Annotated in this window: 11 protein-coding genes and 1 pseudogene; 5 read left to right on the top strand and 7 right to left on the bottom strand. The window is 71.4% G+C overall.

Annotated elements, in window-relative coordinates; translation table 11 throughout:
- The 4 genes from ACWDAS_RS41120 to ACWDAS_RS41105 form a co-directional block, all read right to left on the bottom strand.
- Positions 1–94, bottom strand: a 94-nt coding sequence (locus ACWDAS_RS41120) for a twin-arginine translocase TatA/TatE family subunit (protein ID WP_450401064.1), incomplete at its 3' end; no start/stop codon positions are given.
- A 63-nt stretch (positions 95–157) separates the two neighbouring features.
- Positions 158–517, bottom strand: coding sequence for a Sec-independent protein translocase subunit TatB (locus ACWDAS_RS41115; protein ID WP_450401063.1), 360 nt, complete (start codon positions 515–517; stop codon positions 158–160).
- 195 nt (positions 518–712) lie between these two features.
- Entirely contained in the window at positions 713–1840 is a 1128-nt protein-coding gene (locus tag ACWDAS_RS41110) for an alpha/beta fold hydrolase (protein WP_450401061.1), read from the bottom strand.
- A 179-nt stretch (positions 1841–2019) separates the two neighbouring features.
- Positions 2020–2493: a VOC family protein gene (locus ACWDAS_RS41105; protein ID WP_450401060.1), complete on the bottom strand. Its 474-nt coding sequence runs from the start codon at positions 2491–2493 to the stop codon at positions 2020–2022.
- A gap of 662 nt (positions 2494–3155) precedes the next feature.
- Here ACWDAS_RS41105 and ACWDAS_RS41100 point away from each other — a divergent pair.
- On the top strand, positions 3156–3758 hold the full coding sequence (locus tag ACWDAS_RS41100; protein WP_450401058.1) for a CGNR zinc finger domain-containing protein: 603 nt from the start codon (positions 3156–3158) through the stop codon (positions 3756–3758).
- Between the two features lie 354 nt (positions 3759–4112).
- Positions 4113–4697: an adenylate kinase gene (locus tag ACWDAS_RS41095; RefSeq protein WP_450401056.1), complete on the top strand. Its 585-nt coding sequence runs from the start codon at positions 4113–4115 to the stop codon at positions 4695–4697.
- A gap of 18 nt (positions 4698–4715) precedes the next feature.
- Here ACWDAS_RS41095 and ACWDAS_RS41090 read toward each other — a convergent pair whose 3' ends face one another.
- Positions 4716–5630: a hypothetical protein gene (locus ACWDAS_RS41090; protein WP_450401055.1), complete on the bottom strand. Its 915-nt coding sequence runs from the start codon at positions 5628–5630 to the stop codon at positions 4716–4718.
- Positions 5631–5773: 143 nt separating this feature from the next.
- Between ACWDAS_RS41090 and ACWDAS_RS41085 the strand changes: the two genes are divergently transcribed.
- On the top strand, positions 5774–5980 hold the full coding sequence (locus ACWDAS_RS41085) for a hypothetical protein (protein WP_450401054.1): 207 nt from the start codon (positions 5774–5776) through the stop codon (positions 5978–5980).
- 512 nt (positions 5981–6492) lie between these two features.
- The gene (locus ACWDAS_RS41080) at positions 6493–8862 is read left to right on the top strand and encodes a HelD family protein (RefSeq protein WP_450401053.1); all 2370 of its coding nucleotides are present in this window, start codon (positions 6493–6495) and stop codon (positions 8860–8862) included.
- 95 nt (positions 8863–8957) lie between these two features.
- On the opposite strand, the gene ACWDAS_RS41075 is transcribed toward ACWDAS_RS41080, so the two are convergent.
- Positions 8958–9794: an LppX_LprAFG lipoprotein gene (locus ACWDAS_RS41075; RefSeq protein ID WP_450401052.1), complete on the bottom strand. Its 837-nt coding sequence runs from the start codon at positions 9792–9794 to the stop codon at positions 8958–8960.
- A gap of 333 nt (positions 9795–10127) precedes the next feature.
- Between ACWDAS_RS41075 and ACWDAS_RS41070 the strand changes: the two genes are divergently transcribed.
- Complete coding sequence (locus ACWDAS_RS41070) at positions 10128–11876, top strand: glycoside hydrolase family 35 protein (RefSeq protein ID WP_450401050.1); 1749 nt, start codon at positions 10128–10130, stop codon at positions 11874–11876.
- 539 nt (positions 11877–12415) lie between these two features.
- Here the strand turns inward: ACWDAS_RS41070 and ACWDAS_RS41065 are convergent.
- A pseudogene (locus ACWDAS_RS41065) lies at positions 12416–12657 on the bottom strand (twin-arginine translocase subunit TatC); the annotation flags it as partial.

Below are 12657 nucleotides of genomic sequence, written 5' to 3'. Positions count from 1 at the left end.
AACGGGCCATCTCGGGAAGGCGCTTGGCGCCGAAGAGGAGCAGGACGACGACGAGGATGAGGATGATCTCGGGGGCTCCGAGCCTGCCGAACATGTGCGTTTCCTTTGCTAGAGATCTGAGGCACCGGGGCGGCGCCCCGAGGCTGTTTGGGCCGCGTCAGGGGCGGTGGTCAGCGGTCGTGGAAGCCGGGCCGGGCCCGGCGGACGTGCCGGGCGGTTCCGCTTCGAGGTCCAGGCCGACGTCGAGGTCGGCGGCCAGGCCGGTCAGGTCCAGGTTCTCGGCGCCCAGAGTCTTTGCCACGAGGGTCTTCGGGTTGAGGTCCTCGAGTGCCAGGTCCTGGAACTCGGCGGGGAGTTCGCTGCGGATGCCGGCCTGAGCGCTCTGTGAGAGCTCGCGGACCTTGCGCAGGGTCCGCACGGTGTCGGACACCATCTTGGGGAGTTTGTCCGGCCCGACGAGAACGACGGCCAGCACGATCAGTGTCACAACTTCGAGCGGGCCGATGTCGAAAAACATCCATGACTCCCGTCTGGGATGGTGAGAACTCCGCTGCTCCCGGGCAGGCGGTGGTGCGTGTCGCGGCAGGTACTCGAATCGGATCCGGCCGCACAACATTCGTCCCGGTCCTGCCCGCCGGGACACCGGCGGGCAGGACGGACGTGCTCGGCGCCCCGGGGCCTCAACGGCCTGCCGGACGTCCGGGCCGGTCCCTTAGCGGGACGCGGCGGCAGAGCGGCGGTACGGGGCGAGGAAGTCGGTCAGCGCCGCCAGCATCTCCTGGGGAGCCTGTTCGGCGACCCAGTGGCCCGCGCCGGGGATGACCACGCTCCGCACGTTGTCGGCGAGGCCCCCCATGGCGCCGCCGACCAGGGGGCCCCAGCTCTCCTCTCCGCCGATCGCCAGGACGGGCATCGTCAGCTTGGTGGCCGCACGCTGGCCGTTCTGCTCCACCGTGGCGTCCCAGGCGCGGTAGAGGCCGAAGCTGCCCCGCAGGGTTTCGGGGTCGGAGTAGAGCTGGAAGTAGTACTCCCGCACGGCGTCGGGCAGCTTCGGCCCGCCCTGGATGTCGAACTCGTAGCCGAAGAAGACATCCTCCCGTCCCGCGACGAGCTTCTCGGTCAGCTCGTTGTTGATCCGGTTGAACGGGATGTGCCAGAGCCTGTTGTTGAGCGCTTCCTTCTCCCACAGGATCGGCGCGTGATCCCTGTCCGCGAGCGGGGGTCCGGGGACCTCCGCGGCGGTCAGGTACGCGACCCGGTCCGGGTGATCCGCGGCCAGCGCATAGCTGATGATCATGCCGGTGTCGTGGCCGGCCACGGCGAACCGCTGGTAACCGAGCGCGTCCATCAGCGCGACCAGGTCATTGGCGAGGGTGCGGGTGTCGTACCCGGACTCGGGCTTGTCGGTCAGGCCGATACCGCGCTGGTCGACGGCGATCACCGTGTACTTCCGGGCCAGCGTCGGCATCAGCATGCGCCACGCGTACCAGTTCTCCGGCCAGCCGTGCACCAGCAGCAGCGGCGGCCCGTCACCTCCGATGACCACGTGCTGACGCAGTCCACCGGCCCGGACGAACCGGCTGGAGAACGTCTCCTCGAACCCTGCAGGCAGCCCGGGGGCCGTGGAGACCGAGCCGAAGCGCCTCGGCTTGCGCTGGGTGGGGGTGGCGACGGCGGACGGGGCCGGTCCGCCCAGCAGCGGGACGCCCGCTGCGGCGACGGCGGACGCGGCCGCGCCGCCGACGAAGAGGCGGCGCGAGAAACCGCGCCGGGCACGGTGTGACGCCGGCTTCGGGCCGGGGCCTTCCTGGGCGGGCGGCTCGACGTGAGGCGTGTTCATGAGCATTTCCTTATGCGAGTTTTCTTCGAACGTCGGGGCGGAGCGGGGACTTCCACATTACAGAGCATATGCTCGTATTCGTGCGCACTTACCCCCGGCTCCGCCGAACGGCTGGACGGACCGGCCTTCACTCGGGCGGATTCCGGTGCGTCGCGCCGTTGGTCACCACCGGGGTGGTGTCAGCGGCCGGGGAACCGCTGCTTGATCTCCTGGAGCACCCAGCCGTTGCCGTCCGGGTCGCTGAAGGTGGCGAAGGAGCCGTAGGACGCGCGGTCGGGGTGCAGGCCGGCGAGCCGCCCCTGTCCCTCGGTCCGGTGCGTGATCTCCCCGTCCTCGTGGCCGTGGAACAGCAGGCCTCCGGCGTCGTGGAACACCTCGCTCACCGCGATGCCGCGGCGGACGAGCTCCGCACGGGCCTCCTCGATGTCGAGGACGGCGAGATAGATGCCCTGGGACGAGCCCGGCGCGGCGGAGGTGAGCCCCTTGCCGAACATGATCGAGCACTCGGAGCCGGGCGGGGTGAAGTGCACCGCGCGCCAGTCCTCGCTGACGGGCATGTCCAGATCCAGGCGGAACCCGGCCGCCTCGTAGAAGGCCTTGGCCCGATCGACGTCGGATACGGGCAGCACGATGAGTTCGAGCTTCGTGTACATGGAACGGTCTCTCTTTCCTTGCGTGGTGAATCCGCACCCGCGAGTCACCGGTGCCCGGGGTCTGTGTGCCCCGCCGCACGGCGGTTCTTCCGGTCGGTCCCTCGGGGTCCCGGTGACGGTGCATGCGCTCTCGGTCGGCGCAGGTCGCGCCGCCCGGGGCGGTTGTCGGCCGGCCCGCTTGGCGAGTGGGTCCGGCTCGGTCGTGGAGCGCCTCACGTCGTGCTTGCGGGCGGCTCGCGTGTCCTGGTCCATCGCCTTGCCGAGGGGCTTCCGCGCGGCTCGGCGTGGCGTCGTAGTTACGACCGTAGGTGGTTAGCTCCTAACATTCAACTTTCCTGGACGAGAGCAGCGTCACGCCCGGCTCGCACGGCCCGTCGAGGTCGGCTGCGAGGAAGCCGAACGGCAGACCCGCAGGTCGCGGCGGTTCAGCCGGCCGCTCGGCAGGCCGGGCGGCGTCTCGCTCCGTCCGCCGGGCGGTATCCGTGCACCGGCAGCTCGGCGCCGCGACTTCCCCCGGACACGGCAGCAGGGCACCGGCGGGATGCCCGGCGAACGTCTCCGCGCTCCGCGCCCGCGCCCCTCACGGGAAGAAAATTGCCACCGTCATCGCTTTGCCCATAACCCCTGATGGTTTAGCCTTCCTTAGAACAAGGAGGCCGACGATGCTCTCGCGCAAGCCCGAGCACAGCCCGCTGACCCAGCCGCGGGCGGCTGAGGTCGTCCTGCAATTCGTCAACACGCATCCCGCGGGCCCCCGCCGCCTGCCGGAGCGCTTCGCGAACGCCGAGACCATGCACGCGTGGCTGGTGGAGAACGCATTGGGCTCGCGGTCCACCCGTGTCACGGAGGCCGACGCGGCCGGTGCGCGCGAACTGCGCGAGGCCCTGATCACCGTGCTGCTCGCGCATTCCGGCGACAAGGACACGACGGCCGAGGACACCGCCGCGGCGGAGGAGTACCTGCGCCGCATCGCGTTCCGTTATCCGCTGGTGTCGATCGTCAGTGCTTCGGGGGCAGTGCTGGAGAGCGCGCAGACCGGCATCCCCGGGTTGTTCGGCACCGTATTGGCGAGCGTCGCCGAGCTCGCCCAGGCAGGCGTGTGGGACAGAGTGCGGGCATGCCGGAACCAGCCGTGTCACTTCTGCTTCTTCGACCGGACCCGGAACAGCTCCGCCGGCTTTTGCGGACCGAAGTGCGGCTCGCAGGCGTCCATGCGGGCCTACCGGCGCAGGAAGAAGGACCTGGCCGCCGCCACGCCGGACTGACGGCGCCGCGTGTCTGCGCACACGAACGGGGAGCGTCGGCGCCCCACGCAGGGTTCCCCGTCCCGACAAGAGGGGGACGTCAAGCTCATGCGCCGTGACACCTCCCGCGCGGAGAACGTCGACGGACTCCGCATCGAACAGGACCGCCGTGACCAGGCGCACCACGACCGTATGTCGTACGACTCGGCGGCGGCGCACAACAACGCCTGGGTGACAGGCGATCCGTTCCGCCCGTGGCCAGTGCCTGCTCGCCGCAGCCGCATCCTTGCCCGGCCGACCGGTGACCGGCCGCGGTGCCGCTGGAGCGGGGGGTTCGGCCGCTGACGCCGCGGTCGCATTGCTACCGTGGGCCGCGTGCCACTGCTGGGAGCGGCTGACCCGCTATCTCACCGTCCTCGGCGGATCCTCGTCGCCGGTACCTCCGGCTCCGGGAAGACGACCCTGGCCGCCCGTGTCGCCGCCGCGCTCCAGGTGCCGCACGTGGAGATCGACGCTCTCTTCCACGGCCCGGACTGGACCAGGCGGCCCTCGTTCGAGGCCGACGTCCACCGCTTCAGCGCCGAGCCCGCCTGGGTGACCGAATGGCAGTACGGCTCCGTGCGCGCCCACCTCGCCGACCACGCCGACCTGCTGGTCTGGCTGGACCTTCCCCGGGCCCGCGTCATGCGCCAGGTGATCCGGCGCACCCTGACGCGGCGACTGCGCCGCCAGACACTGTGGAACGGCAACGTCGAACCGCCGCTGTGGACGATCCTCACCGATCCCGAGCACATCGTGCGCTGGGCATGGACCACGCACGGCAAGACCGCGACCCGGATCGCCGAACTGCGGCGCCGGCGACCGGACCTGACGGTGATCCGGATCCGCAGTCGAGGCGAGGCGACCCGCTGGCTCGACGGGGCACTGCGCCAGTCGGTCACCGCGTATCCGCATACCTGATCAGCGACGCCGGCGGTGTCAGCCCCGCCCCGTCGCGCCGTCCGTGCCCGCGCCGTACGGCACCGGCCGTCCCGTGAACGCGTCCAGGACGATGCGCTCCCCGAGCGGGCTCGCCAGCTTCACGACCACCTCATCACCGAGCAACTGGCTCGTACAGGGGCCGTCGGACGTCCCGACGACGTACGCGGACAGCACCACGCTGCCGGCTGTCTCCAGCACGTCCACGGCGGGGCCGTCGTCACAGGCCCCGTGGTGGGCGACCACGGTGACGGACCGCCCGTCCCCGGCCGTCCGGACCAGCCCGCCGAGTGGCCACAGCTCGTCGCTGGGAAGATCGTCGACCGGCTTGACCGGCGGTGCGGGAAGCTTCGACGGGCGGACGGCGACCCGCTTGAGGGGAGTGTCGTAACCCTCCAAGGCGAACAGCCAGGCCGGCACGGTCGCCGGGCCGCGGCTGGTGGCCAGCGTCATGACGCCCAGCTTCGCCCCGGTCACGGTGAGGGGCGGCCCGTCGCTCCCGCCGCGGGCGAGGGTCTCGTACGCCTGCCGCGCGTCCATCAGCGGCAGCGTGAGCGACTCTCCGCTCTCCCACTCCACCTGACCGTCCTTCGCCGAGGCGGTGGGCAGTTCACCGTCCAGGGTGAGGTTCTGGCTCAGGTAGGCGATCTTGTCGGCCTCGTTGCGGAAGGCGTGCTCCGGCAGCTCGACCACATCGCTCATCGGGTAGTAGCCCTTCCGCCACACCTCGGCGGCCTTGGAGCCGTCCCAGGCGTCGGCGACCCGGCGAGCACGGGCCTCCGTCTCCGGCGTGGGGTTCACATGGCTGCTGCCGCCGGGCTGTCGGCTGCCGCAGCCTGCGACGGTGGCGTTTCCCGCCGTGAGCACGACGAGAAGGACGAGCAGATTGACGGTACGCGCGGTGCTCGTACGCATGGGTACTCCGGAGACAGAGGGTGACCAAAGACGACTGCGGGAGTGGGGACCACGCGTCACTTTGACGCGCCAAACCGCCGCTGGGTTCCGTCGGTTCCCGGTATGTCCGGTGATCAGGACCGGCTCGAGCCGGCCGCCAGGACTTGATCTGGGGGACCGGGAACCGGCGGTACCGGCTGAGCCTGGATCCGCGGCGGCCGTGGAAGGAGGTCGGACTCGTCGTCGACCTGGACTCCTACGTCTGCCCGTTCATCACCCCGGACGATCCCGGAACAGTCGAAAGCGTCATCCGCGAGCGCATGGGTCGCGCTCCGGCCGCCTGGGAAGGGGAGCGCGGGCCGTTCCTGTGAGAGCGGAAGCGGACCGCTCCACGAAAAAGGCAAGGAGACCTCGGACTCCTTGCCAATCTCAACTTATAGCGCACCGGGGGGCTTGCGGCAAGGCCCGGGTCCTGCCGGAGAATCGTCGACCGAAGCCGGAACCTGGGGAAATGGGTGAGTCACGAAGTGCGAGTGCTGGTGTCAAGGGGGTCGCTGAGCTGCCGGCCGGTGCCGGCGTGCCGCTGGTGCCGCCCGGACCGTCGGCGCGGGCGCTGACGACCGGGGCACCGCAGCCGTCGTCCCTGCCCCAGCGCGCGGCCGAGTTGATCACGAGCGAGCGCCGTGACCGCCGCGGTCCGCACCGACGGGACGACGGTGGCCGCGAAACGCCTGCTCGACGCGGTCCGCCGGGACAGGCCGCCGGTGTCCGCCTGAACCCCACGGGATCCGACGGCCCCAGGCCCTCTCTCCCCTGAACAGCGGTCATGCCGCCGCCCCCGACTACGCGATCAATGAGAAGACCTGAGTCAATGGAGCCAGCCGTGGTCCCTGCGTCACCGTCCCCGTCCGCACCCGATTCAGTCGCCACCGCCGGAACCGGAAACGGAACGAACCCGGGCCCCGGCGCCCCTCGGCCCTCCGACGGCCGGCGGGCCGGGGAGCTGCGAGCGGAGAACGAGTACGTCGGCAAGCTGTACGACCGCCTCGAAACCCAGCGCGAGTTCGCGACGACCCGGCTGCGCGAGATCCACCTCCAGGACAAGGGTGGAACGGCCCAGTCCCGCATGGAGCGCGACACGATGGAGATCCGCCACACCCGCCGGCTGGCCGAACTGCACACCGCCGAGTACGGGCTCTGCTTCGGCCGGATCGACATCGCCGACGGCGAGCGGCGGTACATCGGCCGGATCGCCCTGGCGGACGACGACCACGAGCCGCTCCTCACCGACTGGCGGGCCCCGGCCGCGGAACCGTTCTACCGGGCGACGCCCGCCGCACCGGGCGGAGTGGTGGGGCGACGGCACCTGCGGAGCAAGGGCCGGACCGTCGTCGACTTCGACGACGACGCGTTCGGCGTGAGTGCCCTGGAGGGCCGGGACCGCTCCGAGCTCAGTGGGGAGGCCGCCCTGCTCGCCTCACTGACGGCGACCCGGACGGGGCGGATGGGCGACATCGTCTCCACCATCCAGGCCGAGCAGGACCGGGTCATCCGCTCCGAACTAGGCGGCGTGCTGGTGGTCCAGGGCGGCCCGGGGACGGGGAAGACCGTGGTCGCCCTGCACCGCGCCGCGTACCTGCTCCACACCCACCGCGACCGGCTGGCCAAGAGCGGTGTGCTGGTCGTCGGGCCGAACGCGACGTTTCTGCGCTACATCGACCAGGTACTCCCCGCACTCGGCGAGAGCGAGGTCGTGCTCAGCAGCATCGGCGCGCTCTACCCGGGTGTGACGGCGACCGGCACGGAGACGCCCGAGGCGGCCGCCGTGAAGGGCGACGCACGGATGGCGAGGGTGCTCGCCGCCGCACTGGACGGCCTTCGGCAGCTGCCGGAGGAGTCGTGGACCATCACCGTGGGCAGAAGGTCGTCCCACCGGGAGGAACTGCGGATCGGCCGGGCCCTCTGTGAGCGGGCCCGTGCCGCCGCGCACAGGACCGGCGAACCCCACAACCAGGCCCGGGCCGGCCTGGTCGAGCGGCTCTCCTCGGAGCTGGCCCTGCGGATCGCCGGGGACCGGGGCGGGAAGATGGACCTGGACGCCGTGGCGGACCTCGCCGACGCGCTCGTCGACGATCCCGAGTTCCAGGCCCTGGCCGACAGGCTGTGGCCGCCGCTGAGCCCGGAGCGGCTGCTCACCGCCCTGTTCGGCTCCCCGGAGCTGCAGGCGAGCGCCATGCCGGACTTCTCCGAGGCCGAACGCGCCGCACTCCTGCGCGCGCACCCGGGACCGGACCCGGAGGCCGCCCGCTGGACCACCGCCGACGTTCCGCTGCTCGACGAGGCCGCCGAACTGCTCGGCCCGCTTCCCGGCAGCGCCACCTCCCGCCGGGCCGAGGCCGCCGCCGAGGCCAGGGAGCTGGAGTTCGCGAAACGCGTCCTCGAGGACTTCGGCGTGGGACTGGTCGAGATGGACGCGCAGATGCTGGCCCGCCAGTACCGCGGCGAGGAGGCCCTCCGGCCCCTGACCGAGCGCGCGGTCGAGGACCGGACCTGGGCCTTCGGGCACGTGATCGTGGACGAGGCGCAGGAACTGTCCCCCATGGCCTGGCGCCTTCTGACCCGCCGCTGCCCCGGCAGGTCCATGACGGTCGTGGGCGACCTGGCGCAGACCGGCACGCCGGCCGGGCTGAGCTCCTGGAGCGATGCGCTCGACGAGTACGCGGCGGGACGCTGGCGTACGGCGGAACTCACCATCAACTACCGGACCCCGGCCGAGATCATGCGGATCACCCAGGGCGTCCTGCGGGCGGTCGACCCGGCGCTCACCGCGCCCAGCGCGGTGCGCAGCGGCGGGATCCGTCCGTGGAGCCTGCGGATCCCCGAGGACGAGCGAGGGCCGGCGCTGCGTGCCGCCGTCGAGAAGGAGATCGCGGCGCTGGACGGCGGCAGGATGGCGATCATCCACGCCCCGGTCGGGCAGGCCGAACTGATCGATGAGCTGGCCGGGTTGGACGGCGTCACCGTGGCTGTCGGTCCCTCGGCCCTGGACTCGCCCGTCGTCCTGATGACGGCCGCTCAGGCGAAGGGGCTCGAGTTCGACGCGGTCCTCGTCGTGGAACCCGCGGAGATCGTCGCGGCGCACACCCGGGGTGTGAACGACCTCTATGTGGCACTCACGCGTGCGACGAAGAGCCTCGGCGTCATCCACAGCCGTGAGCTGCCGAAGATGCTGGAGGGCCTGGATCCCCGCTGAGCGCGGGGCGGGGGCTGCGTTGTCGGGCCAGGACCGTCCGGTCCTGACCCGACAACGCGGGCCGCCCGCTCCGCGGGAGGTTGCGGCGGCCGGGCTCAGCCCTGCGCGCCCATGTTCTTCAGCATCTCCGCGAGGGTGGTGACGTCCTCGGCGGCAGGCGCCTGGACGGCGGGGGTCTTGCCGTAACCGGAGTAGGTGATCGTCAGCTCGGTCGCGCCCTGGGTGGCGGTGCCGGATTCGACGGTCTTGAGGGCGAGGCCGTCGTCGCCGATCCACGCCTCGATCTTGACGGTCTTCTTCAGGCCGGTCTCGTGCAGTTCCTTGACGTAGGCGTCGCGCTCGTCCTTGGTGATGAGCTTGAGGACGTCCGTGTTCGCCGCGAACTTCCTGATGTCCACGGTGCCCGTGTAGTGAGTGGCCTGGGCGCCGCTCACCTGCTCCTGCCCGGACTCGGCCAGGTCCGCGGCGGCGGACAGGGCGGCAAGGGCCGAGGCAGGGCCGTGCGGCAGGTCGTCGGCCGGGTTGTCCTCTCCGGCGGAGCTGTCGAACTTCAGCCACTTCTTGCCGCTCGCCGCTTCGGCCATTTCCCCCTGGAGCGGCAGATACACGTTGCCGTCCACCATCGTCATGTGGACCTTGCCGTCCGGGCCGGCCATCTCCTTCAGGTCCGCGTCCGAACCGGGCGCCATGCTCAGTTCGGCTCCCTCGGAGCCCTTCTTCCAGCTCAGCGTGCCCTCGGCCTGGGTGTTGCCTTCCTTCGGGTCGACGGAGTCGACCTTGACCTTCGCGGAGGCCTGCTTCTCCACCGCCTTGGCGGCGTTCTGCAGCGCCTCCGCGGGGGACGCCTCCTTCATGGAGTCACCGCAGGCCGCGAGGCCGAGTGTCAGCGTGCCGGTGGCGGCGGCGATCGCCACCAGTCGAAGAGTGCGCATGGGAAGTTCCCCCCGGGAGGTAAAGGTTTGGAAATGATCAGAGCCTGCACCATACAACAGATCTCGAACGTGTGAGCGGGTGGGACGCCGTCCTCCGCCTGAGACCCCGCTCACCCAGGGTGCCGTGGCGTCCGTTCGGTCTCGCGGGTCCGGGCGGTAGGCACGTTCGGCGGCCGTTCGGTGGTGCCTGACGTGCCTGGCCGATCGCCGCGGTACGGACCGCCGATCGCGCCCGGCACGGCCGGGGAAAGGGCCTCCTCGCCCCACCCCGGCGAGCACCCCGCGACAGCACCACATGCACCTGATCTCGACTTCACTGGAGGAGCACGACCCATGCCCGTACTGCGGACAGAAGGGAACGAATTCCGCCTCGACGGGGAGCCGTTCCGCATCATCTCCGGTGGCCTGCACTACTTCCGCGTCCACCCCGAACAGTGGCAGGACCGGCTGCGCAAGGCGCGTCTGCTCGGACTGAACACCATCGACACCTACGTGCCGTGGAACGTCCACCAGCCCCGCCCCGACGTGTTCCGGACGGGCGGCGGCCTGGACCTGGCGGCCTTTCTGACGCTCGCCCAGGCCGAGGGACTGCACGTCCTGCTGCGCCCGGGACCGTACATCTGCGCCGAGTGGGAGGGCGGCGGTCTGCCCTCCTGGCTGCTGGCCACCCCCGACATCCGGCTGCGCACCACCGACCCGCGCTACCTGGAGGCCGTGGACGGCTACCTCGACCGGCTGCTGCCGCTCGTCGCGCCCCACCTGGCCACCAACGGCGGACCCGTCCTCGCGGTGCAGGTCGAGAACGAGTACGGCGCCTACGGCGAGGATCCCGCCTACCTCGAGCACCTGGAGACCTGCCTCCGCGAAGGCGGCGTGGACGTACCGCTGTTCACCTGCGACCAGCCCGCCGACCTCGCCCGCGGCAGCATCCCGGGCGTCCTGAGCACCGTCAACTTCGGCAGCCGGCCGGCCCAGAGCCTCGCCGCGCTGCGCGAGCGCCAGCCCGACGGCCCGCTGATGTGCACCGAGTTCTGGAACGGCTGGTTCGACCGCTGGGGCGGCGTGCACGTCGTCCGCGACGCCGCCGGAGCCGCCGCCGACCTCGACGGACTGCTGTCGGCCGGCGCCAGTGTGAACCTGTACATGTTCCACGGCGGAACCAACTTCGGCTTCACCAACGGGGCCAACGACAAGCACACCTACCGGCCGACCATCACCTCCTACGACTACGACGCGCCCCTGGACGAGGCCGGCGACATCACCCCCAAGTACCGCGCCTTCCGCGAGGTGTTCGCCCGGCACACCACCGTCCCCGACGTCCCCCTGCCGGAGCCGTCGAAGAAGCTCAACCTCATCGGCATCGGGCTCACCGGGACCGCCCCGCTGCTCGGCGCCGCCGCCCGGCTCGGCGAGGCGACGACGGGCCCCCGCCCGCTGACGATGGAGGAACTGGGCCAGGACTTCGGCTTCGTCCTGTACGAGACCGAGCTCCCCGAGGCGGGCCCCACCCTGCTGCACTTCACCTCGGTGAAGGACCGTGCCCAGGTCTTCCTCGACGGCGCCCCCGCCGGCGTCCTCGAGCGCGAGCTGCACGAGAGCGCACTGGCCCTCACCGTCCCGCCCGGCGGCGCGACCCTGAGCGTCCTGGTCGAGAACCAGGGCCGCGTCAACTACGGCCAGGGCATTCACGACCGCAAGGGCCTGACCGGCACGGTCACCGCCAACGGCACCGAGCTGACCGGTTGGCGCAGCAGGCCCCTGCCCTTGGACGACCTTTCCGGCCTCTCCTTCGCCGACGGCGGCCCGCAGCCGGTCGGGCCCACGTTCCACCACGGTGTCTTCGAGGTCGAGCAGCCCGCCGACACCTTCCTGGACCTGACCGGCTGGACCAAGGGCAACGCATGGATCAACGGCTTCGCGCTGGGCCGCTACTGGTCCCGCGGCCCGCAGCGCCGCCTGTACGTCCCCGCCCCCGCACTGCGCCCCGGCGCCAACGAACTGGTGGTGCTGGAACTGCACGCCACCGCCCGCGCCGCCGTCGACCTGCGCGACACCGCGGACCTCGGGCCGCTGGAGGAGTGACCGCGCGCGGCGGCCGCACCGTCCTGGCCGCGACGGCTTCCACGGCCAGGACGGGGTGCTGGTGGCGGTGCGGCGGGCCGCCGTTCCGCCACCAGAGCGGGTCCGGCTCGGGCTCACTGGGGGAGGCGGCCTCAGGGCCGCTTGCCGATGGGTGGTTGAGGGCGTCTGCGGCCTGTGTCGCCTGGCGGCGACATTCGGTTGCCGCCCTGTGACAGGAGTCCGGAACCCGGATCGCGTGAGGTGACGTCTTCTGGGGCCAGGACACCGGGTCGGAGTCCCGCGCCTGTGCGGTCGGCGTGCACGGGGGGCTCGTCGGCGGGCCGGGCCGTCAGGCTTCGAGCGCGAGGTCCCGCGCGTGCGTCGTTCCGTCGAACGGACCCGATACCCCCATGGTCATGCCCCGCCGCCGACCCCGCCCCACGAGGCCGCACGGCGTGGGCCTCGCTTCTTGCCCGGGCGGCTCGCCACCCACGTCCCGTCCCGCGACCGTACAGACTTGCCGCGTGGCGGTCGGCTGCCCGGGCGTCAGAAGGGCCGCGTCACGGGCGGCTGACGTCGATGCTCTCGGGGGGTTCGATGGGGGTGGGCGTCAGGTCCAGGGAGGATGCTTGGGTGTCCGCCGGGTTTTGGTCCGGTCTGGCGTCGCGGGTGCGTCCTCGGCGGCGGTCGTTGCACCAGGCGATGGTGCAGGCTGCCAGGTAGAGGAGGCTGATCGGTGTGGCGAGCAGGAGCATGCTGAGGGGGTCGGTGCTGGGGGTGGCGATGGCGGCGAAGAGGGCGA

Source organism: Streptomyces sp. NPDC001070, assembly GCF_053598835.1.
Note: the sequence above shows the minus strand (reverse complement) of the source record. Positions and strands in the feature narration are given on the sequence as shown.